This is a genomic window from Acrocarpospora phusangensis (assembly GCF_016862995.1).
Lineage (GTDB): Bacteria > Actinomycetota > Actinomycetes > Streptosporangiales > Streptosporangiaceae > Acrocarpospora > Acrocarpospora phusangensis.
Map to the genome: position 1 here is coordinate 93,148 of NZ_BOOA01000006.1, position 21,583 is coordinate 114,730.

General features: G+C 69.5%; 14 protein-coding genes and 1 pseudogene. 8 read left to right on the forward strand and 7 right to left on the reverse strand.

Annotation, left to right across the window (positions count from 1 at the left end; translation table 11 throughout):
• Nucleotides 1-30 precede the first annotated feature (30 nt).
• The 3 genes from Aph01nite_RS05410 to Aph01nite_RS05420 form a co-directional block, all read right to left on the reverse strand.
• A complete protein-coding gene (locus Aph01nite_RS05410; RefSeq protein WP_204039622.1) occupies nucleotides 31-3,402 on the reverse strand; it encodes a LamG-like jellyroll fold domain-containing protein in 3,372 nt (1,123 codons plus the stop codon).
• Nucleotides 3,403-3,657: 255 nt separating this feature from the next.
• Nucleotides 3,658-5,040 carry a hypothetical protein gene (locus Aph01nite_RS05415; protein WP_204039623.1) on the reverse strand — a complete coding sequence of 461 codons (1,383 nt, stop codon included), beginning with the start codon at nucleotides 5,038-5,040 and terminating at the stop codon, nucleotides 3,658-3,660.
• Nucleotides 5,041-5,185: 145 nt separating this feature from the next.
• The gene (locus tag Aph01nite_RS05420; RefSeq protein WP_204039624.1) at nucleotides 5,186-7,939 is read right to left on the reverse strand and encodes a glycosyl hydrolase family 95 catalytic domain-containing protein; all 2,754 of its coding nucleotides are present in this window, start codon (nucleotides 7,937-7,939) and stop codon (nucleotides 5,186-5,188) included.
• Nucleotides 7,940-8,214: 275 nt separating this feature from the next.
• Here Aph01nite_RS05420 and Aph01nite_RS05425 point away from each other — a divergent pair, with 275 nt between their 5' ends.
• Entirely contained in the window at nucleotides 8,215-9,405 is a 1,191-nt protein-coding gene (locus tag Aph01nite_RS05425) for an FAD-dependent monooxygenase (protein WP_239161409.1), read from the forward strand.
• 21 nt (nucleotides 9,406-9,426) lie between these two features.
• Here Aph01nite_RS05425 and Aph01nite_RS41155 read toward each other — a convergent pair whose 3' ends face one another.
• Nucleotides 9,427-9,579 carry a hypothetical protein gene (locus Aph01nite_RS41155; RefSeq protein ID WP_239161416.1) on the reverse strand — a complete coding sequence of 51 codons (153 nt, stop codon included), beginning with the start codon at nucleotides 9,577-9,579 and terminating at the stop codon, nucleotides 9,427-9,429.
• Here Aph01nite_RS41155 and Aph01nite_RS05430 point away from each other — a divergent pair.
• Nucleotides 9,578-10,358 (forward strand): annotated as a pseudogene (locus Aph01nite_RS05430) (hydroxyquinol 1,2-dioxygenase). The gene Aph01nite_RS41155 and the pseudogene Aph01nite_RS05430 overlap by 2 nt on opposite strands.
• A gap of 28 nt (nucleotides 10,359-10,386) precedes the next feature.
• Here the strand turns inward: Aph01nite_RS05430 and Aph01nite_RS05435 are convergent.
• The gene (locus tag Aph01nite_RS05435; protein ID WP_204039626.1) at nucleotides 10,387-10,788 is read right to left on the reverse strand and encodes a hypothetical protein; all 402 of its coding nucleotides are present in this window, start codon (nucleotides 10,786-10,788) and stop codon (nucleotides 10,387-10,389) included.
• 94 nt (nucleotides 10,789-10,882) lie between these two features.
• The gene (gene ppk2 / locus Aph01nite_RS05440; RefSeq protein WP_239161410.1) at nucleotides 10,883-11,692 is read right to left on the reverse strand and encodes a polyphosphate kinase 2; all 810 of its coding nucleotides are present in this window, start codon (nucleotides 11,690-11,692) and stop codon (nucleotides 10,883-10,885) included.
• Nucleotides 11,693-11,836: 144 nt separating this feature from the next.
• Here ppk2 and Aph01nite_RS05445 point away from each other — a divergent pair, with 144 nt between their 5' ends.
• The 4 genes from Aph01nite_RS05445 to Aph01nite_RS05460 all read left to right on the forward strand — a co-directional run bounded on the left by Aph01nite_RS05445 (nucleotide 11,837) and on the right by Aph01nite_RS05460 (nucleotide 18,579).
• Nucleotides 11,837-12,769 carry a hypothetical protein gene (locus Aph01nite_RS05445; RefSeq protein ID WP_204039628.1) on the forward strand — a complete coding sequence of 311 codons (933 nt, stop codon included), beginning with the start codon at nucleotides 11,837-11,839 and terminating at the stop codon, nucleotides 12,767-12,769.
• A gap of 245 nt (nucleotides 12,770-13,014) precedes the next feature.
• Nucleotides 13,015-15,858: a hypothetical protein gene (locus Aph01nite_RS05450; protein ID WP_204039629.1), complete on the forward strand. Its 2,844-nt coding sequence runs from the start codon at nucleotides 13,015-13,017 to the stop codon at nucleotides 15,856-15,858.
• 138 nt (nucleotides 15,859-15,996) lie between these two features.
• The gene (locus Aph01nite_RS05455; RefSeq protein ID WP_204039630.1) at nucleotides 15,997-17,490 is read left to right on the forward strand and encodes an alkaline phosphatase PhoX; all 1,494 of its coding nucleotides are present in this window, start codon (nucleotides 15,997-15,999) and stop codon (nucleotides 17,488-17,490) included.
• A gap of 180 nt (nucleotides 17,491-17,670) precedes the next feature.
• Nucleotides 17,671-18,579 (forward strand): polysaccharide deacetylase family protein, encoded by a 909-nt coding sequence (locus Aph01nite_RS05460; RefSeq protein WP_204039631.1) that lies wholly within the window; start codon nucleotides 17,671-17,673, stop codon nucleotides 18,577-18,579.
• 10 nt (nucleotides 18,580-18,589) lie between these two features.
• On the opposite strand, the gene Aph01nite_RS05465 is transcribed toward Aph01nite_RS05460, so the two are convergent.
• Nucleotides 18,590-19,825, reverse strand: a complete 1,236-nt coding sequence (locus Aph01nite_RS05465) for an esterase/lipase family protein (protein ID WP_204039632.1) — start codon at nucleotides 19,823-19,825, stop codon at nucleotides 18,590-18,592.
• Nucleotides 19,826-20,047: 222 nt separating this feature from the next.
• Here Aph01nite_RS05465 and Aph01nite_RS05470 point away from each other — a divergent pair, with 222 nt between their 5' ends.
• Both Aph01nite_RS05470 and Aph01nite_RS05475 read left to right on the forward strand, forming a co-directional pair.
• Entirely contained in the window at nucleotides 20,048-20,698 is a 651-nt protein-coding gene (locus Aph01nite_RS05470) for a cysteine hydrolase family protein (RefSeq protein ID WP_204039633.1), read from the forward strand.
• A gap of 99 nt (nucleotides 20,699-20,797) precedes the next feature.
• On the forward strand, nucleotides 20,798-21,553 hold the full coding sequence (locus Aph01nite_RS05475) for an SDR family NAD(P)-dependent oxidoreductase (RefSeq protein WP_204039634.1): 756 nt from the start codon (nucleotides 20,798-20,800) through the stop codon (nucleotides 21,551-21,553).
• The last annotated feature ends 30 nt before the right edge of the window (nucleotides 21,554-21,583 follow it).

A 21,583-nucleotide genomic window follows, 5' to 3' on the forward strand; every position in this document is an offset into this window, starting at 1 on the left:
GATTCGCCTCCCACGGCGGTCGTGAGGGGATCACTGCAGGGCGAGGTCGAAGATCTCGTCTTCGGAGAGCACGCCGGTGTAGACGCGTACGTCGTCGATGAGGCCGTGCCAGAGGTTGGTCGCGCCCAGGGCGCGGCCGATGGCCAGGCGGCCTCCGGCGTTCCAGGTGGTGAGGTGGCTCCCCGAGCCCTCGGGGTTCCCGTTCACGTAGAGCTGGAGTTTCCCGGTGGCGTAGTCGTAGGTGGCGGCCAGGTGCGTCCACTCGCCGAGCGTTGGCGGTTCGGACGACAGGGCTCCGTCCAGGGGCGCGCCCGCCGCGTCGGACTGGGTGAGGTAGATGGCCCAGCGGTCGACGGTCTTGTTGTACTGGAAGTAGAAGCCGCTGCGGTTGACGCCGTCCTGGCTCACGGCGGTGCGGTAGTCGCCCTTGGCGTCCAGCCGCAGCCAGGCGGCGACCGTGAAGCTCTGGTCGGTCCGGATGGCCGGTCCCGCCGTGCTGACGTGCCCGGTGCCGGTGAAGCTCCCGGCCCCGCCGACCCATCCTTCGTCCCAGGTCATGCCGGTCGCCGTGCCGGTGCGGCCACGGCCGGAGGAGTCGGCCACGGTGGTGCCGGAGGTCTCGTCGAACTTCCAGTGACCCTCCAGGACCGGCGGCCGGGTGGCGAGCGCGGCCACCTCGGGCGCGTAGATCACCCGGTCGTACGCCCGGACCTCGTCCACGTCACCCGCCCACGGGTTGGTGAGGCCGAGCGCCCGCCCGATGGCGAACCGGCCGCCCGCGTGCCAGGGCGTGGCCTGCACGGCGGTGGCCGCCTGCGGGCGCCCGTTGACGTAGAGCCGGATGAGGCCGGTCGCGGCGTCGAAGGTGGCCGCCAGGTGCGTCCACACGCCGAGCTGCGGCGGCGCGTCGGATTTGGCCATGTTGTACGTCACCGACGGCGAGTCGGCCGAGGTGACCACCATCGCCCACCGGTCGGTGGAGAGGCTGTACTGGAGGTAGAAGCCGCTGCGCGTGTTGCCGTCCTGGCTGAGGATCGTCCGGTAGTCGGACTTGTCGGTCAGCCGCACCCAGGCGGCCACGCTGTAGTTGAGCTCGGTGGCGACGAGCGGGGTGGTCCGCGCCAGCTCGATCCTGCCGTCCGTGCCGTTCAGCCGGACCGCCCTGCCGTCCCGCCCGGACGTCCAGGTGGCGCCGCCGGTGAGCGTGCCGCCGTTGCCGCCGGAGGAGTCCGCCACGGCGGTGCCGGCGCCCTCGTCCAGCGTCCACCTGGCCACCGGTCCCGCGCCTGCCCGCACACTGAACTCGTACCGCTTGAACGGGCCGATGTTGCCGGCCCGGTCCCGGCTCCACACGTAGAGGACGTTGAGCAGGTCGCGGGACGGGGTCAGCCTGACGGTCGCCTGGCCGCCGGAGATCGCCGCCGTGGCGGCCGCGCCGGGGGCGTCGTCGTTCAGCGCGTACAGGAAGCCGCCGATGTCGGCGTCCGCCGTCGCGGGCCGGAGCGTGAACGTGCCCATCCTGCCGATGCCGCCGGACGGCACCGGATCGCCGCCTTCGGGCGTCTCCGGGTAGTCGGCGGAGGTGACGACGGGCGCGCCCGACGGTCTGGTGCGGTCGACGATCAGCTCGCACCACGGCGACCAGTCGCTGTTCCCGCTCGTGGCGACCCCGTCCTGCCCGCGCACCCGCCAGGAGATCCTCGCCCCGTCGGCGAACGCCCCGGACGGTATCGCGGCGGTCACCGGTGTGCCCGACTTGACGTAGGCGGTGAAGTTCTCGCCTGCCTTGCTCCCGCCGGTCGCCCACCATTCGAAGTGGGCGCGCACGTTCTGCCCCTTGGCCGCGTCCGGGTCCTGCACCCTGGCCCGCAGGGTCGGCGTGGTCGTGGTGACGTACGGCGCGGCGGCGCCGGCCGCGCACGGCACGCCGACGCTCGCGCCGATGTCGGCCGACCGCTGGTCGGGCACGTTCGGCGTGGAGTTGTAGGTGATCTCCAGGGTGGGGTTGTTGCGGAACTTCTTCCAGCCGAACGTGTCGGACTCGTTGCTCGCGCGCAGGCCCAGGGTGAGGTTCGGCCAGCCCCGGCTCGCCGCCGTGACCACCGCGGACGTCGCCGGGAAGTCGACGCCGCCGTCGGCGCAGTTGGAGTTGTACCCCTTGGCCACGTTCACCGTGGAGATCTTCGAGGACCAGCCCGGCTGCGCGTTCCAGGTCGTGCCGGTGCCGATGGCGCCCGTGGTCCACAGCTCCACCGGTCTGGCGTTGCACGACCAGGAGTGCACCTCGAAGGTGCGGAAGACGGCGCTGATGATGTGCTTGCCGTTTACCGGGGCGGTGTTCATCCGGAAGAAGGACCGGTAGGTGTCGATGGTGGGCCCGGAGGGCACGTTCGGGTCGTTGACGTACCCGACCTTGGCCACGTCGCTGGTGTTGAAGAACTTCGTGCCGGCGAAGTGCTTGGACACGTACGTGAAGGCCAGCCGGGCCGCGCCGTGCATCGGCGGGTCGATGTAGACCGGGAAGGTCAGGTCCGGATCGCGCAGGAACCCCAGGTCCGGGGCGAGTGTGAGGACGCCGCCGTCCAGGCTGGTGGCGATCTCGCCGACGGCGTCCCCGGTGCGCGGGCCGGTGCGCCGGTCGCCGTCCTCCAGCGCGTCCCCGGAGGAGTCCCACATCCGCGGCGCGGCCCCGTGCAGCGCCACCGTGCCGTCGTCCGCGATCAGCGTCAGGTTGCCGCCGGCGTCCCGCCGCAGCGTTCCCCCGCTGACGTGTACGGCGATCCGCAGCTCGGCCAGTTCCGGCCGGGCGGCGGCTTCGGCCGTCTTCACCACGAGCACCTCGGAGAACCCTTCGACGTCGGCGTTGAGCACGAGGTCGACGCCGGGGATCACCTCGGCGTACGTGGCGGCGGTGCCCGCGAGGACGGGCGCGGGCAGCGGCGTCGGCCAGGTGTAGGTGAGGGTGACCCCCTCCCTGTCCACCCGGACGAGATAGCCGGTCCCCCCGCCGGAGAAGGTCATGTCCAGGGTGCTGGCGACCGGGCCGATAGTGCCGTCCGCGCGCCGGACCAGCTTCGGCTGGGCGTCGACCCACTGCGAGCCCTGGAGCACCCGTACCGGACGGGCCGCGACGACCAGCCGCTGGGTGCCGTCCGGCTGCGCGAACACCTGGGACGTCTCGGTCCGCGCGGAGGCGATCTCCACGGTCTGCCCGGTCTGCTGGGCCACCTGGAGCGCCTGGTCTGTTTCGTACACCACCGGCGGGGGTGGTCCGGGATCGTCGGCCGTGGCCGGCTGCGGCGCCCCGACGAGGAACGCCGCCAGCAGTGCGCAGACGGTCAGCACGCCGCCGGAACGCCGGCGTGGAACACGCTCATCATGAAACCGGGCATGGAGGAACACCCTGCACCTCACAGGCGACTGGACACCGCTCCTGACCACGGCGTCGATGATCGACAGCCACGGTAGGAACGCCCGGTTTCACAGCGGTTTCACCACTTCCACCAGGTCACGGGGACATGGATTACCGTCTACGCACGCCGTCCGTCTCCCCGACGAACGCGTACGCCCTTCGTCGAGCGCAGGCGCACAACAGCGATCCGCCGCACGGCGCGGCGGATCGCTGCTTCTAGTCGGTCGGGGTCGGCAGGCCGCGGATCATCCGTCGTTGCGGCAGCCGCTGGCCGTGCGGCCGTTGTTGCAGTGGTTGAGCTGGAGGCTGTCCAGCAGGTAGGCGAAGTTCTGTCCCGCGGGGCTCACGACGGAGAGCCGCACGCCGGCCGTCCCGGCCGGCGCGGTCCCGGAGACGGAATACTCCTGCCAGGCCGACGTCAGCGCGAAGGTGGAGCTGTCGGTGGTGGAGATGAGCGTGTTCGACGCGTTGTACCAGGCCATCCGGAGCTTGACGTTGCCGGCCGTGTTGGTGGTCAACCGGGCGAAGAACTTGTACGGCTGCCCGGCGGTCACCGCCGGCCTGCGGGTGACCGAGACGCTCCCCTCGGCGTGCGCCTGGACGTTCATGGTGAGCGACCGGCGGCCGTCGTACCACCGGGCCGAGGTCTGGAAGTTCGGTCCGGGCGGGGTGACCTGCATCCAGCCGCCGCCGGAGACCGTGAAGCCGGACGGGAATCCGAACGGCGCGTCGGCCTCGACAGTGCGTTCCTGGGCGGTCAGCAGGTCGTTGCTGTAGCCCACGTCACAGCAGACGGGCGTGGTGAACTCCGGCGCGTTGGCGATGTTGACCTTGCGGCTGTCATTCGGGTCGTTGGAGGTGTAGAACAGCGCCGAGGGCTCGCTGGGGTCGTAGTAGGTGTTGAACTCCTGGTCGATCTGCCAGTCGTTGTACTGGCTGATCATGACGTCCTGGGACGAGAAGCTGCCCGGCACCTCACTGACCTTGGCGTGATCCACGTCGTAGGTGTGGATCAGCTCGTGCATCATGGTGCCGCTGTCCCAGTCCACGTCGGTGGTCGCCACGCAGACGCCGTCGCAGTGGGCCGTCGCCGTCCCGTCGAAGTCCTCGAACACCAGGTACTTGCGACCGGCGTTGTCATACCCGGCGGCGGTCAGGTCGTCGGCGATGACGAACGGGTCGGTCTCGCCGTCGATGACGGCGTCCTCGATCTTCTCGGGGATCACCATCGCGCGCGCGTACCCCGCGTACGTGCTGGTGTCGTGGCCGGTCCGGCAGCTGATGTTGAGGTGGTGGTCGTAGTTGGTGGTCTCGTCGAGCAGCCAGTCCATCCGATCGACGATCTTGGCGATCCGCTCGGCGTAGGCCTCGTAGTGGTTCCCGTTGCCCTCGTGCCAGGCGTAGATCACCTGCACCGCCGGGATGCTGCCAGCGGCGTTCTTGGGGTCGGCCAGCGTGGTGGCGCAGCCTCGCTTGGGCACAGCGGCGTCCACCGGCTGAACGTAGGGTCCGTCAGGCTCGGTCCCGCCCGGGACGAAGTCGTCGGCACGCGCCGGACCGGCCATCGTCAGCACGGCCAGACCGGCCGCGACCCCCGCGGACAGGAACCGTTTGAGCCGTAACGACATGTGTTGCTCCTCTCGAATCGGGCAAGATCTTCGCTCGTACGCTAGGAGCCACCGGTTTCTCCGCAGTTTCACGAGTGCGGGCCGTACGGGTGCCGACGAATGACGAAGGCCCGGCGGTCGGTGCCGGGCCTTCGTCGGTGATTTGTTACTGGGCGGGGGTGAAGGTGTAGGTCGCGCCCTTGGCGGCCACGATGCGGAGCGTCGACTTTCCGGCGCCGATGTCGCTCGCGGTTCCGTCGCTCACCGAGACGTCGACCTTGGTCCCCGTCCACGGGTTCTTGATCTCGAACTTGCCGCCCTGCTCGCTCGTCACGGTGATGTACTCCACCGCGTCGCCGGTGCGCTTGGCGCTGACGACCAGGCCGCCCTTCTCGCGCAGGTTGTGGAAGGCGCCGCTCTTGCCCGCGGGCCAGACCGGGAAGACCTGGACCAGGCCGTCCCAGCTCTGCAGCAGCATGTTGTTCAGGGCTTCGATCGCGCCGGCCTTCTCCAGGCCGTGGAAGCCGTCGACGATGCGCAGGTTGGCCGCCGACTTGGTGTTGATCTGCTGCTTGAGGCGGTCGATCAGGCTCTGGGCCGGGTAGCCGACCCGGGCGGCCTGGGTGAACACCTTCGGGAAGCTGTTGTCCTGGCCCCACGAGTTCATCGCGGTGAGGGTGTCGATCGCGGTCTGCCGCTCCAGCTCCGGCGAGCCGATGCCGATCCGCTCACCCGGGTGGATGAACTCCAGGTTGACGGTGTTGTCGCCGGGGCGGATGGCCGGCAGGCCGATGAGGGTGCCCGGCTCGCCCAGGGCGTACACGGTCTTGCCGTTGTGGACGGTGGTGGGCGACGGCGGGAGGTTGCGCAGGATCTTGCCCCACACCCAGCGGCGGTCGGAGTCGACGCCGAGGCGGGTGCCGGCCTCCTCCAGGGTGGTCAGCAGCGACTTCAGCATGCCCAGGTCGGGGCTGGAGTTCTTGCCCCAGGTGCCTTCGTGCGGGCCGCCGAAGAAGGAGTACTGGCCGGTGGTCTCGTCGCGCTCCAGCCAGTTCTCGAAGAAGGCGGCGACCTCCTTCATGAACGGGTAGCCGGTCTCGCGGAGCCACTGCTCGTCCCGCGTGTACTGCCAGTACGAGATGTACTGCGACACCGCGAACAGCGAGTTCCCCACCTGCTGGTGGTAGTTGTTGTCGGCGGTCGCGCCGAAGGGCGCGATGCCCACGGGGAACAGCACGCCCGAAGGCATGCCGCCGGACGGGAAGCGGCTGTCCACGTAGTCGGCCTTGACGCGGCGCAGGTCCGTCCGGGCCCGGGTGCGCGCCGCGGGCAGGAAGTCGGTCACCAGGTCGAAGTACGGCAGCGCCAGCTCGGGCCGGTTGCTGCTGTAGACGCCGTAGTAGTTGGCCTGCCAGTTGTAGTTCATGTGCATGTCGCCACCCCAGGAGGGGTTGTCGGAGGTGGCCCAGATGCCGTACAAGCCGGAGGCGGTCTTGCCTTCGCGGAGCGAGGAGCCCAGGAAGTAGAGCGAGCCGTAGTAGAACTTCTCCAGCACGTCGTCGTCGAGGTCGACGTACGAGCGCAGCCAGTAGTTCTTCCACCAGTCGAGGTGCTCGCCGTAGAGGGCGTCCACCGACGCGGCGGTCTGCGCCTTCGCCAGGTCGACCGCGGCGGGTCCGGGGTCGGGCGTGTCGGCGCCGCCTCCGGCGACGGCCGTCACGATGTCGACGGTCTCGCCGGGGGCCAGCTCGAAGGTGATGCGCCCGCCCGAGGGCGCGCCGATCTGGGTGCCGCCGATGACGCGGGTCGCCACCGAGGCCCGGGAGACCCAGGCGCCGCCCGGGGAGGTCGACCGGGTGGCCCACTGGGTGTCGCCGGACACGCCCGAGGTGGCGGGCAGGTTGCGGCCGCCGCCCGCCGCGCCGACGGCGGTCTGGGCGCGCAGCCGGACCGGCGCGGTGCCCTGCGAGGTGATCGAGGTGACCACCAGGTTGCTGTCGGCGCCGGTGAAGGTCTTCATCGTGACCGGGGCGCCGTTGATCACCATGGTGGTGTCGATGTCGCCCTTGAGGATGTTCTGCTCCTCCAGGAACGGGCCGGTCGGCGCGGTGGGGCCCTCGACGTCGTACAGCTCGAAGGCGCCGATGCGGGCGCGCGGGTTGTTGAGCGAGTCGGAGGTGGTGCCCTGGGTCGGCTCGGTGATGTTCATGCGCAGGTAGCGCGCGGTCACGCTCGGGAGGGCACGGTCGGTCGTCGCCGCGCTGTTGCCCGTGACGGTGTCGATCGTGGTCCAGTCGGCGCCGTCGGTGCTGGCCTCGAGGGTCCAGTTCTTGGTGACGTTGGCGGTCTCGGCCGGGCGGGCCGCGGCGTCGTGGCGCACGATGTAGCGGCGGAACGTCTTCGCGGAGCCCAGGTCCAGCCGGAGCCACTGCGGCTTGCCGACGTTGGAGACCCAGCCTTCGTAGCCGGCGGCCCAGGCGCCGCTGACCGCGCGGTTGGGCGGGAAGGAGCCGTGGTTGCTGGATGAGGTCGCGTTCGCGCCCAGGGCGAGGTTCGAGGCGGTGACGGTGGTGTCGGGGGTGATCGTCACGGAGCCGAGGGCGAGCAGCGAAGCGCTGGGCGTGGGGGTCCAGAAGTCGCCCTTGGAGATGTGGAAGGTCTTGTAACCGTCGCCGCCGCCGGAGGCTACGCCGATGTCGCCGTTTCCGAGGAGGGCGGTGTCGGGCATGGTGCTGTTGACCGAGCCTCCGTAGCCCTGGGTGGTCCAGCGGCCCTTGATCGGGCCGACGATCTGCTGGATCTCCGCCCACTGGTCGTCGACGGTGGGGACCGCGGCCGTTGCGGGGATCGCCGTGATCAGCGAGCTGGTGAGCGCCGTCGCCATGACGGCGGCCGCCAGGACGCCTCGCGTGTTCCTCATGGGGGTGCCTTTCTGCCCCTGCCTGAGCAGGCAAAAGACCTCTTCCAGTCGGCTTGGACCGGTCGAGATAACGTTATCCCGAGGCTAGGGCGTTACCGGCGTATTTCGAAAGGTAGATCTTCATAACAGGTTCATCACGTGGGGTGCTCATCCGGCGCGGACCCTAGGATGACCATGCCTACCTCGTTGCCCACCTGTCGCAGCAGTATGGCGTAGTTCAGATTCACGACCCGAATCGGAGTGCGAGGCAGATGGCCGCATCGGCAGTGCGATCAGTGCGATCAGTGCGATCCCCCGACATCGCGATCCTGGGCGGTGGCATCGGCGGGCTCGCGACCGCCGCCTTCCTGCACCGCGCGGGCCTCCCGTGCACCGTGTACGAACAGGCGTCGGAACTGAAGGAGCTGGGCGCCGGCCTCGTGGTGGCCCCCAACGCCGCCCGGCTGCTCCGGCGGCTGGGCGTGCTCGACGTCTTCCTGCGCCGGGCCGTGGAGCTGGAGGTCGGCTGGGAGTTCCGGCGATGGGAGGACGGGACGATCCTGTCGGCCGAGAACCTCACCACCGAATGCGTCCGGCTCTACGGCGAGCAGACGTACACGGCGCACCGCGCGGACCTGCTCGACGTCATCAAGTCGGCCGTACCGGACGGGACGGTCAGACTGGGCAGGCGCGCTGTCGAGCTCCGGCACGACGGTGATCGCCCCGTGCTGCTCTTCGAGGACGGGGAACGCGTCGAGCCCGACGTCCTGATCGGGGCTGACGGCGTCCATTCCGTCGTACGGCGGTCGCTGGCCGGGTCGGCGCCCGCGAGAGTCTCCGGGCTCTCCGCCTTCAGGGCGCTGGTCCCGGCCGAGCGGGCCCCGTCGTTCGCCCGGCGGCCGGCGCAGACGCTGTGGATCGGCCCGGACCACCACCTGGTGCACTACCCCATCTCGGCCGGCGCGTTCGTGAACCTGGTGGCGGTCGCCCCCGCGGGCGAGTACTCGGTCGAGTCGTGGACGGCGACCGCCACCGTCGAGGAGCTCCTCACGGAGTTCGACGGGTGGGATCCCCGCCTGCGGGCCCTGATCAGGGCCGCCGGGGTCCCCGGACGCTGGGCGCTGCTGGACAGGCTCCCGCTACGGCAGTGGAGTCGTGGCACCGTCACGCTCCTCGGCGACGCCGCCCACCCCATGTTCCCCTTCTTCGGCCAGGGCGCCGCGCAGGCCATCGAAGACGCTGCCGTGCTGGCCGGCTGCCTGGCCGAGGACGTGACCGACCCGGCCCGCGCCCTGCGACGCTACGAGCAGCTGCGCCTGCCGCGGACGACCCGCTTGCAGGAGGTGAGCCACGGGCGTTCCCACATCAACCATTTACCGGACGGGCCCGACCAGGAGGCTCGCGACAAGTCCTTCACCGAGGCGGACCCGCTGGTGGCGAACGGCTGGATCTACGGATACGACCCCGAAGTAGAAATGAGCGCATGAGGTTCGTCACTCACGACAACGTCACCGCGCTGATCCGCGCGGCCTGGGAAGGAAGACCACCGCGATGAGCACCGCGAAGATCAGCGCGCAGCAGCAGGCCCGCGAGGAGGAGCTGACCGAGCGCGTGGTGCGCTCCTTCGACGCGTGCGCCGACCCCCGGCTCCGGGAACTCATGGCCGGACTCGTACGCCACCTGCACGCCTACATCCGCGAGGTACGCCTGACCGAGGCGGAATGGGCCCAGGCGATCGACTTCCTCACCCGCTGCGGCCACATCACCAGCGGCAAACGGCAGGAGTTCATCCTGCTCTCCGACACCCTGGGCGCCTCGATGCAGACCATCGCGGTCAACAACGAGGCGTACGGCGAGGCCACCGAAGCGACCGTCGTCGGCCCGTTCTTCGTCGAGGGCTCACCGGAGGTCCCGCTCGGCGGTGACATCTCCAACGGCGCGGCCGGCGAACCGTGCTGGGTGGAAGGATCGGTACGCGACACGGAAGGCCGACCACTCCCCGGCGTCCTCCTGGAGGTATGGGAGGCCGACGAGGACGGCCACTACGACGTCCAGTACGGCGACGACCGGACCGCCGCCCGCGGCCACCTCTACACCGGCGACGACGGAGAATACCGTTTCTGGGGCATCACGCCGACGCCGTACCCGATCCCACGACGGGCCGGTCGGCGCGATGCTCCAAGCGGTGGGACGATTCCCGATGCGGGCCTCGCATCTGCACTTCAAGGTCGTCCACGAGGGCTACCGCACCCTGGTGACCCACATCTTCGTCCAGGGGGACGCGCTCCTCGGCTCCGACGCCGTCTTCGGCGTCAAGGAGTCACTCGTCCGGCGCTTCGACCAGCAGCCGACCGGCACGCCGGCCCCCGACGGGAGACGACTCGACGGCACCTGGTCGAAGGTCCGCTTCGACATCGTCCTCGCCCCCGACAGCCCATGATTCGGCCCGGAATCCGGGCAGCGGCCGCTCAGTCCCCTGAGAAGAAGGTGGGGTAATCCCCGCAGCTCGGGCTGCCCAGCCTCAGCACCGACGAGACCTTGTCGTTGAACTTGTAGGCGGGCGCCCCCAGATGGACCACCTTCTCACCTGGCCGGATACAGAAGCGGCGATCTTTGAAGCCGACGTCGTCGAACAGCACCCAGGCCGACGGGGTGTTGTTCTCGACCGAACTCGCCTCGTCGTTGTCCTCGTAGTCGAAGTAGTGGTTGGTGTGCGGGAAGAGCCTCCAGTAGCCCTCGTAGAACGCGTCGTCGTACAACTTCAGCGAATCCGCGGCGTACGCACGGGTGGTCGCCTGCGCGGGCGACGCCGGCCCCAGTCCGAGCGCGGCCGCCAGGACCGCGCATGACAGTGCCTTGATGCTCCTCATCAGATCCTCTCCTCGAATCGGTTGTGGAGAGGATGGCAAGCGTGTCTTGTGAGTCTCTGAGACTCGGCTTGGATCCGAGGACCCACGACCGACTTCAGTGAGAGGCGTCCCGCAGTCTGGCGGCGACGTCGGGAACGTAGTTCTCAAGGCTGCGGGGCGGACGACGGTAGCCCGTGGCGGCGGGCCGTTCGGGAATCTCCAGCGGAGCGCGCCGTACCTCCCGATACGGGATCGAGGAGAGCAGGTGGGAGATCATGTTGATTCTCGCGGATCGTTTGTCCTCGCTCTCCACCTCGTGCCAGGGCGCCTCGGGGATGTCGGTGTGGACGAGCATCTGGTCCTTGGCCCGCGAGTAGTCCTCCCACCTGGTGATCGACTCCAGGTCTATCGCCGAGAGCTTCCAGCTGCGCATCGGATCCTCCAGCCGCGCCCTGAACCGTTTCTCCTGCTCGGCGTCGCTGACGGAGAACCAGTACTTGCGCAGCAGGAAGCCGTCCTCGACCAGCAACCGCTCGAAGATCGGGCACTGATGGAGGAACCTGGTGTACTCGTCCTGGGTACAGAACCCCATCACCCGCTCCACTCCCGCCCGGTTGTACCAGCTGCGGTCGAACAGCACGATCTCCCCGGCGGCCGGGAGTTGCTCGACGTACCGCTGGAAGTACCACTGGCCGCGCTGCCGCTCGGTCGGCGCCGGCAACGCCACGATCCTGGTCACCCGCGGATTCAGGTACTCGACCACCCGCTTGATCGTGCTGCCCTTGCCGGCCGCGTCACGCCCTTCGAAGAGCACGACGAGACGCACACCCTCGGCCCGCACCCACTCCTGCAGCTTGACCAACTCACCCTGCAGCCGGAAGAGCTCCTTCTCGTACGGCTGCCGCCCCAGTTTCCCTGTCGCCATCCGCCACCTCCCATTCCCAGGGATCATAGGCACAACAAGATCCACCACCCGGCCACGGGACCGTGACCTGGACGCCGCGCCTCCGGTTTCGGAGCTTGCCGGAGATCGGAGGCGATCGTGGGACGGGCTCGCGATTATGGTTTCGTGCCCGAGACGGGTAAGGGTGCACTGGCTGGTGTGGTGGTCGGCGTCGTGGTCGGCGGCGTGGTCGGCGTCGTGCAGGCCGTGCTGTGGGCGGTGAGCGCGCCGTGGGACGGGCATTCGGGCACACGGGGGCCCTACACCCTCCCGATGACGGTGGCGGCTTTCGTGATCGGGGCGGTGGCGGCACGTCAGGTCCGGCTGCGTCTCTGGCCCCTCGTCGCGTTCGCCGGCGGGATCGCCACGCTGGCGCTGGGCGAGGCTCTGTGGAGGGTCACGCCCGAGACCACCAACTACGGGTTCCAGCGATGGCTGCTCGGCGGAGTCCACCTGCTGGCGGCGGTGGCCGGATTCGCCGTCGCGGCCTGGCTGGTGGCCGCCACGCGACGGTGGTGGTCCAGGATCGCGATGCTCGGCGTGCTCGCCGCCGTCTGCGTGCTGGCCGTTCCCTTGGCGGAGCCGGCTTCGCGCTGGCACCTGGCCCGCGGATTCACCCTGGTGGGGGTACCCCTGGTCGCGCCGCACCTCCCCGGATACAGGCTGTACGAGGCCGCGGCGCCGGTCGTCGGTGGCGCGGGCGAGCCGGTGATCATGCTGGAGTACCGCCGCGTCGGTGCGGAGACCGTGGGCGGGAGCCGGCTGGGCATTCAGGTGCTCCTGCGACGGAGCTCTGCCGCGACCCCCGCGCGGGCGTGCGCGAGGCCGTACTACGCCGATTCCTGGGCGGCCGGGAGCGAGCCCTGCCGCCCTGCCTCACGCGATCGGTGGGTTCGCCACGGATGGGAGGGTCGGGTCGCGGTGTTCGCCCACAGCGGCGGCGCGCTGGTGGAGATCGAAAGCCACGGCGCCGAGGAGACGACCCTGCTCGCGGCGGTGGAGGCGACCCGGCCGATCTCCGCGGAGTCTCTCGCGGATCAGGTCCGCCCAGTGCGGTGACGCCACTGATCGACCCTCATTTTTGAAATGCCCGCCGGTGAAAAGCGAAAAGGGCGACAAAGAGCGGGTTCCGCGAGAGACCCGGCATTGCCTCGACTCCGGCGCAGAGACCAAAATAAAGGGCCGGGCACCTACCGGGATTTCGGAAACCCGTCGGGGAATCTGAAATGGGAATTCGTGACCTGTCAAATTCCGCCATTGGCCCGTACGCGTGATGAGTCGTCGCAGGGTGGGGAGAACGGCGCATGACACAGATCTCCTCCGGCCGGGCGGCACCGTCGCTTCCCGTCGATCTGGAAACCGCACGCCCGGCGTCCCTGCCCGCGAAAGGCCGGAAGCGGAGACGCCGGTCCAAAAGCGTCCTCGGGGTGGTGCTCGGGCTCGCGCTCGTCGCGGGAACCGGCGTCGTGGTGTGGAGCGGAGGCGGCGGGAATTCCCCGGGCGACGGCCTGGTGATGGGTCTGGGTCCGGGCGCCTCGGCCGGCGGGCTGAGCGAGGTTCCCACCGAACGCCGGAGGATGATCGTCGACCTCGGCGAGGCCACCAAGCACGCGGCCAAGGTCATGGTCGGCGGGGTCGTCCAGGACCTGTCCGCCGAACCCGCCGCCGGGACGTCCGGGCATCCGTGGGCGGACATCGACATCGCCCGGAACACGGGCGGCCTCGCGGTGATCCTCAATCGGTCCGGTGGCCCGCTCGCGACCGTACCGGTCTGGTCCCTACCGGGGCTCACCCCTCAGAGCTTCGTCGCGGACTGCGGCGCGGCCAGCATCGGTCAGACCCTGCTCACGCCGTGGACGGCCAGGCCGGACGCGCTGTCGGTGAGCTTCTTCGACACGCTGGCCCGGAGCGGGCCGACCTCGGTGGTGCTGCTCGACCACGCCGAGCGTCTGTGCGCCCGCATCGCCGGGAATCCCGACGCGGGCGGCACGCCGCCTCCCGCCGAACTCAGATCCCAGGCCAGACTGATCTGCGCGCTGGACGGACGGATGGCGGAGATCAGGGCCGCGATCGACTCCGGAGAGCGGCCGGCGGCGAGCGGAGACATCACCGCGTGCCCGAAACCGCGCGGCGGCGCCCTGAAGCTCGACGCCGCGACCCGGACGTCCATCACCACGAGGGAGCCGGACAGGGAATCGTGCGACCTCCCGATGTGGCGGTTCGACGCCGCCGACCCTTCGGGGACATCGCCGTTCACCGTCTGCTCGGACGGGGTCACCAACCGGGTCGTCAACCGGAGCCCGGCGGTGGCGTTCTTCTACGAAAACGGGAAATCCCCGGCCTCCCCGCTGGGCGCCGTGCCCGGCGAAGTCGTCACCGTGCCCAATCTCGAAAAGATCGTGCTGGCGGTCCTCGCCGACATCGGCCGGCTGGTGGTGAGCGGCGTCAAGGCGGTGGGCTGTACGGTGCTCGGCTGGTTCGGCATATCGTTCGCGCCGTGCCGGAACCCTGACGAGCTCACCGAGAGCGCGGTCGCCGAGCTGTTCGAGATCATCCGCCCGGGTGGTGGCGAGTTCCGAGGCTCCCCGCGCTACTACTCGGTCGCCTGGGGCGATGAGAGCGGCGTTCCGGCGGGACTCGACATCAGCAGGCCCAGGGCGTACAGCCGTACGCTGACTTTTCTCAACTACGCCGTCCTGCCGGTCGTCGGCATGGTCCTCAACCGTGACGTCGTCCTGGACCTGTCCTCGATCGACAGCCCGGAGAAGCAGGCGCTGCTCGACAGGCTCACCGGGCAGGTCGCCACCCCGGCACCCGGCCAGGGCGACGACCTGGGCTTCGTCGTGGACGTGGCGGGAACGATCCTGTCGGACCCGAAACTGCTGGCCGACCTCGTCGCCGTCTTCCTGCCGTCCTTGGTGTCCAAGGCCCCGGACGCGATCGACTGGCTGCAGCGGACCATGGGGTACGTCAGGAAGCTGCCCGTCCTCGGATACATCGACGCGGCGTTCATGGTGGCGGGTATCGCGGCCAACACCCTCGAAGTGGTCATCAGCCTCGTCCGCCTGCGGCAGGCGGGCTCGTACCCGGCGTACGTCTCGTGGCCGAGCCGGATGACGGGGCGGGAGGCGTCGGCGCTTCCCGCCGGGACCTGCACCCCGCTCGCGCCCGATGCCGCTCCCCCCGTGTACGCGCCCGGGCCGCCCGCCTGCCTGCTGCCCGTGGACGCCGATCTCGACGGTGACCGCGTCCCCGACCGGCTGGTCCTGTGGAACGCCTCCGGCGGACCGGTGGGCGGGGCCGCGTACCTGTCGGACGGCCGCATCCGCGCCTGGGCTCCCGGATCGCCTTCCCTGCCCGGCGCGGGCGGGATGTCGGCTGCCGTCACGCGACTGGACGATTCGCCGCGCCAGGAGGTCAGCGTCGATATCGGCGGCTCGGCCATGCTGGTGGGCCTCACCCGCACGGGCGCCCTCCAGGCGGTCCGGTACGGCAACGGCCACAACCAGGACAGGCTCTTCCGGATCCCGCCGGCGACCGGCGAACATCACACCGGCTGCGTCTCGGACGGGTCCAAGCGGCTGCTGATGACGACGATCAGCCATCCGGCGCAACCGTCCGGGGTGCGTACGGCATCCTTCTACTACGCCCTCGACCCGGGCGACCTGACCCTGCGGGTGGTCAACTACAGCGGCGGCTACACCGCACGGCCGGGCCCGTTCCAGGGCGCGGACTGCGCGCGGGAGCAGGTGCCCCTCGTCCGGCTGCCCATCGCGATGGCGTACGACAGCGGCGGGCCGTACCACCACGAACTGCAGGCCGCGCACGCGGTCGAGATGCTCGTCGACGCCGCGTACGCCGGCGACGCGACCCAGGCGTCCGCCCTCCTCGGCGGAGTCACGCCGGTGCCCGCGTTCGGGGCGTACACCCTCGGCGTGTGGACCCTGCTGCACGATCAGCGCCCGGCGCTGGCCCAGGCGTCGGAGACCCCGGCCGCCTGCGCGCGGCGGATCCCGCGGTCCGGCCGGCCCTTCCTCTACTGCGTGATCGGGAACGCCGGGGAGGCGTGGGACTTCCAGGTGGCCAGCACCGGCGACAACTACGTGGTCGTGGCGGTCTCGCGTCGGACGTGGGGGCATCCCGCGTGACGCGTCAAGGACGAATGCGAGGTGCTGGTCCAATGAACATTCGGCGGCAACGGGGAGTTGGCTTGAGGTTCAGGTGAGGCTCCAAGGCTCTTCAAGGTCGGGGGACCACCGTCTCTGGCCGTGTCGCAGGAGTTACGCATGAGCATCTCTCGCCGCCAAATCCTTACCGGAAGCGCCACCACCGCCGTCGGCCTGTCCGTCGCCGGCGTGCTGCCGAGCCTCGCCGGGACCCCGGCATCGGCCAGCGCCGGCGCATCGGGCGGACGCCCGTTACGTCCGTTCCCGGCGTTGAAGGACGACCCCAACGGGATCCTCGCCCTCCCCGAGGGCTTCTCGTACAAGATCGTCACCCGTGAGGGTGTGACCGATATGTCGTTCGGCCAGGGGAAGACGCCCGGCTGGCACGACGGGACCGGCGTCGTGGCCATGAAGCACGCCGGCCTGACGATCATCCAGAACCACGAGATGTCGCCGCACCTCTCGCAGTACGGCGTCCCGCACGTCCCCGGGACGGTCTACGACCCGGGCGCGCCGAACGCGGGCGGCTGCACCGTGATCACCACGGACCCCAACGGCACCCCCACGGCCGAGTGGGTCGGCATCTCCGGCACGGTCCGCAACTGCGCGGGCGGCGTGACCCCGTGGGGCACCTGGCTCACCTGCGAGGAGACCTTCATCACCGCGGGCGCCACCTGGTCGGCCGGCGGCCGTACCGGCCGGTACGAGAAGAACCACGGCTACGTCTTCGAGGTCTTCCAGAGCAACTCGGCGAGCCAGCAGCCCAAGCCGATCAAGGCGTTCGGCCGCTTCGACCACGAGGCCCTCGCCGTCGAGCCGAAGAGAAGGCGCGTGTACCTCTCCGAGGACGCCAGCGCCCCGAACGGGTTGTTCTACCGGTGGACCTCGAGCGCCGGCCGCCTGGAGCAGGGCATCGCCGACCAGCTCGGCGACACCGAGGGCACGCTGGAGGCGATGCAGATCCGCCTGGGTGACGGCACCATCGTCCCGGATGTCGCCTACATCACCTCCGCGCAGCTGGGGCAGCCGTTCGACGTGACGTGGATCGCGGTGCCGGACCGGGAGGCGACGTCCAAGCCGGTGCGCACCCAGTTCGCCGACGGCACGGTCACCCGGGGCAAGAAGTTCGAGGGCGTGTGGAGCAACGGCGACGGCTGCTACATCGTCAACAGCTTCGCCTTCGCCCCCGGCGACCTGCCCGCCGACGCGGCCAAGCACGACGGCATGGTCTGGTTCTACGACTACAAGGACGAGACGATCACGCTGGTCACGTACTTCCCGCACAACCCGTTCGCCGAGGGCGAGGGCGCGTCCCCTGCGTTCGCCGACATGACCTTCGACAGCCCCGACAACGTCACCGTCACGCCGTGGGGCACGCTCGTCCTGGCCGAGGACGGCGTCCGCGCCTCGCACGTGCTCAGCTCCATCCCGGGCGGCCCCACGTACGCGATCGCCCGCAACCAGCTCGCCATCGGGACCAGCAACGGCTCCCCGACGTACTCCGAGTTCACCGGCCCGACGTTCTCCCCGGACGGCAAGGTCCTCTTCGTCAACATCCAGACTCCGGGCATCACGCTGGCCGTCACCGGCCCCTGGCAGGACTACCTGCGCTGACCGCTCTCGACGCCACGGGCCCTGAAACGCACCGTTTCGGGGCCCGCTCCGCTTTCCCCTGGGGCCCGTGGGTAGGAGACGGACGAGGAGAGTATCTCGGCCAGCGCATCCCCCCACTCACCGCGATCGTCGGCATCCGGTCGCGCGGCGCCGCGGCGCCGTCGAGGAAGGGGATCACCCATGCCCAAGGACATCAAGTGCGTCTTCGGCGTCGACATCGACGCCGTCGCCGGATGGCTCGGCTCGTACGGCGGCGAGGACTCGCCCTCGGACATCCAGCGCGGCATGTTCGCCGGGGACATCGGCACCCCAAGGCTCCTGACCCTCTTCAAGAGGTACGACCTGCCGGCGACCTGGTTCATCCCCGGCCACTCCATCGAAACCTTCCCGGACTCGGTCAGGATGATCGTCGACGCCGGTCACGAGATCGGCGCGCACGGCTACGCCCACGAGAACCCCGTCTCCATGACCCTCAAGCAGGAAGAGGACGTGCTCTCCCACTGTGTCGACCTCATCGAACAGGTCAGCGGCAGAGCCCCCCGCGGTTACGTCGCGCCCTGGTGGGAGATGTCGGGCAACACCGCCTCGCTCCTGAAGAAGTACGGCTTCGCCTACGACCACAGCCAGGGCCTCCACGACTTCACGCCGTTCTACGCCCGGGTCGGTGACTCCTGGACGAAAATCGACTACGGCCGGGAGGCCGCCACCTGGATGAAGCCGCTGCGGCGTGGCGAGATCATCGACCTGGTCGAGATCGGCGCCAACTGGTACATGGACGACCTGCCGCCGATGATGTTCATCAAGAAGTCTCCCAACAGCGCCGGCTGGGTGAATCCCCGCGACGTCGAATCGTGGTGGAAGGACCAGTTCGACTGGGTGTACCGGGAGCAGGACTACGGGGTGTTCGCCTTCACCATCCATCCGGACGTCTCCGGGCGGCCTCAGATGCTGCTCGTGCTCGAGCGCCTGGTCGAGTACATCAGCGCTCATGAGGGCGTCACCTGGACCACCATGGAGGCGGCCGCGTACGACTTCCGTCGGCGCTACCCTTTCCCGGGTCCCAGCGGCAGCCCGTACATGCCGGCCTGACGCCCTTGGATCAGCCGAGCCAGGTGGCGAGCTGGGACATCGCCGTGGTGGACCAGCCGAGTTTGAGGTGGTTGAGGCCGAGCGTGGCCGTACCGGCTCGGGTGGTGAGGCCGTCGGGGGCCGTGCAGCTGGCGACGAAGACCGCGCCGTCGGACGGGCCGGTGTGCTCATTGTGCAGCAGTGCCATGTCCGGGGAGTTGCCGCACAGCTGGTAGACGGCCACGCTCGCCGGGGTGCCGGCGGCGATCAGCGGGCTGACCAGGGAGCCGCGGTCGATGGCCCACTGGATGCCGCGGCCGTAGGTGTAGAAGCCGGTGCCGCCGTAGTAGGTGGTGTACCAGTCCTGCTCGGTGGCGGGCAGCGGGTAGACGTCGTCCCAGCGGTAGAGCATGTCGTCCGAGCCCGGGTAGGCGTTGCCCTCGTAGCTCAGCTCGGGGTGGTTGCGCCACAGGCCGTAGCAGATCATCTTCGAGTGCGGAGCGGGCGCGTTCAACGTACCCCCGCATTCGGGAAATATCGCGAAATCGTGGGTCCAGCCGTGCCGGTAGCCCCAGTCGAAACCCTTGTTCGGCCCGCCCACCAGCAGCAGCTTGCGAACATCGCCCGCGTACGGCGTACCCCACGACTGCCGCAGCGAGGAGACGTACATGCGCGCGTTGAAGGCGCCCTTCGACCAGCCGATCACGTCCACCCGCGCCGCGCCGGTCTTGGCCCTGATCCTGGCCACCGCGTCGCCTATCTGCTCGGCCCAGTAGTGGCCGTCGCCCGTGACATGCGGGAACCCGATCGCGAAGACCTTGTAGCCGCGCGTGTCCAGATACTGCATGAGCCCCGTCGTGGGACAGCTGGCCTGGCCGCAGCCGTAGGCCCCGCGGGCGTTGGGGTTGGCCCAGGCCAGGTCGGCCGTCTGGTTGGCGCCGTGGACCAGCAGCACCGGGGTGGCCTTGGAGCCGCTCTGCCAGCCGGGCGCGTGGTAGAGCAGGAACCTGGAGGAATGCGGCCGGGCGACGTCGCCGAACAACCGCCTGGTCTGACCCGTGTGATCGCCCCGGCCGTCGGGAGGATAGGTCTCGGCCTGGAACCCGGAGGAGTTGTCGCGGTACCGCTCCACCAGCGCCCAGCCGTTCTCCAGCGCGGTCGTGTAGCTCGCCTCCAGCGTCACCGAAGCGGAGGCGTCCGCCGGTAACGCCGACACCAGCAGGCCCGCGACCAAAGTCGTGGCCGCAGCGATTCGCCTGAGAATCATCACGTCTCCCGCCAGCCGATCGTGATGTCACCTTCTTCCTCACGACTGACCGCTGCAATGTGGGCTACGCCCACCCCGAAGCCCGCCGATATGTGGGGAGGACCCTCGTCCCTGGTGGGTTCATGACGGTTGTCGGCCGGTCGAAGGGGTACGCGAATGAAGGCTGATCTTGCTGACGGGCCTGCCGGGCGAGTCGGAAAACGGTAAAAGGATCATGGCGAAATGGAAATTCAGCGATCCGATACAGCGGTGGTGTTCATCGATCCGCAGAACGACGTGTTGAGCGAAAATGGAACGAGCTGGGCGGCAGTCGGTGCGAGCGTCACCGAAAACGGCACCGTCGAGAATATGGAGCGTATCTTTCAGGCCGCCAAGGAGCGGGGATACGACGTTTTCGTATCGCCCCACTACTTCTACCCGACCGACCACGGGTGGAAGTTCAACGGGCCTTTGGAGGCAGATGAGTTCGCGACTCGTACCTTCGCCCGGAGCGGCCCGCTGGATCTGACCGGTTTCCCCGGCTCCGGCGCCGACTGGCTCGATCGCTTCAAGCCCTACATCGGAGACGGCAAGACGATCGTCGTCAGCCCGCACAAGGTGTTCGGGCCGCAGACCAACGACCTGGTCCTGCAGCTCCGCAAGCGGGGAATCACCAGGATCGTCCTCGGTGGCATGATGGCGAACCTGTGCGTCGAATCCCACCTGCGCGAATTTCTCGAGCAGGGCTTCGAAGTCGCGGTTGTCAGGGACGCGACCGCCGGACCGCGGCATCCGGACCGGGGCGACGGGTACGAAGCGGCGATCATCAACTACCGATTCCTGGCTCATGAGGTGCCCTCGACCACGGAGGTGGTCACCCGCATGCTCCGGTGAATCCCGCGCGGTCACGTCGTCCTCGACGAAGATCGCCCATGCGGGGATCGCTGCCTAGAGTGGGCAGGGTCGGCTCATTCCCTACGCGAGGGGTTCATCATGCGGCTTGACGGAACGGTCGCCCTGGTCACCGGGGCGTCCAGCGGAATCGGGGCGGCCGCCTCGGTCAGCCTGGCCCGGCAGGGCGCGGCGGTCGCGGTGGTGGCCCGGCGCAGGGAGCGCCTGGACGAGCTCGCCGCCCGCATCCGCGGGGACGGCGGTGACGTCCTAGTCATCGAGGCCGACATCACCCAGGAGGCACAGGCCGTCGAGGCGGTCGAACGTACGGCTTCCGAGCTGGGGCGGATCGACACGCTCGTCAACAACGCCGGGGTCATGCTGCTCGGCCCGGCCGCCGGAGCGCCCATGACCGAGTGGCAGAGAATGGTCGAGATCAATGTGCTCGGGCTGCTCTACTGTGCCCACGCGGCTTTGCCGTACCTGCTCAAGGCGGCCGGTGCCGGGCCTAGGCACGTGGCCGACATGGTCAACGTCTCCTCGGTCGCCGGACGGGTGCCCCGCAGCGGGAGCAGCGTCTACAACCTGACCAAACACGGCGTCGGCGCCTTCAGCGAGGCCCTGCGGCAGGAGGTCGGCCAGAAGCACGTACGGATCTCGCTGGTCGAACCCGGCGCGGTGGAGACCGAACTCGCGGGCCACAACCGGCCGGAGGTGCTGGAGACGATCCGGGCGCGGTTCGGGGGGATCGAGCGGATGCAGCCGGAGGACATCGCCGACGCGATCACGTACATCGTGACCCGGCCCCGGCATGTCGCGGTCAACGAACTGCTGATCAGGCCGACCGAGCAGGAGTAGGGGCCCGGGGTTTCCGGAGCCGGCCGCGCC

Bases quoted from the DNA above. Each gene is read 5' to 3' on its own strand.
- Aph01nite_RS05415 (WP_204039623.1), bottom strand. From the start codon at position 5,040: ATGTCGTTACGGCTCAAACGGTTCCTGTCCGCGGGGGTCGCGGCCGGT.
- Aph01nite_RS05420 (WP_204039624.1), bottom strand. From the start codon at position 7,939: ATGAGGAACACGCGAGGCGTCCTGGCGGCCGCCGTCATGGCGACGGCG.
- Aph01nite_RS41155 (WP_239161416.1), bottom strand. From the start codon at position 9,579: ATGAGTTCCCGGAGCCGGGGGTCGGCGCACGCGTCGAAGGAGCGCACC.
- Aph01nite_RS05435 (WP_204039626.1), bottom strand. From the start codon at position 10,788: ATGAGGAGCATCAAGGCACTGTCATGCGCGGTCCTGGCGGCCGCGCTC.
- ppk2 (WP_239161410.1), bottom strand. From the start codon at position 11,692: ATGGCGACAGGGAAACTGGGGCGGCAGCCGTACGAGAAGGAGCTCTTC.
- Aph01nite_RS05450 (WP_204039629.1), top strand. From the start codon at position 13,015: ATGACACAGATCTCCTCCGGCCGGGCGGCACCGTCGCTTCCCGTCGAT.
- Aph01nite_RS05455 (WP_204039630.1), top strand. From the start codon at position 15,997: ATGAGCATCTCTCGCCGCCAAATCCTTACCGGAAGCGCCACCACCGCC.
- Aph01nite_RS05460 (WP_204039631.1), top strand. From the start codon at position 17,671: ATGCCCAAGGACATCAAGTGCGTCTTCGGCGTCGACATCGACGCCGTC.
- Aph01nite_RS05465 (WP_204039632.1), bottom strand. From the start codon at position 19,825: ATGATTCTCAGGCGAATCGCTGCGGCCACGACTTTGGTCGCGGGCCTG.
- Aph01nite_RS05470 (WP_204039633.1), top strand. From the start codon at position 20,048: ATGGAAATTCAGCGATCCGATACAGCGGTGGTGTTCATCGATCCGCAG.
- Aph01nite_RS05475 (WP_204039634.1), top strand. From the start codon at position 20,798: ATGCGGCTTGACGGAACGGTCGCCCTGGTCACCGGGGCGTCCAGCGGA.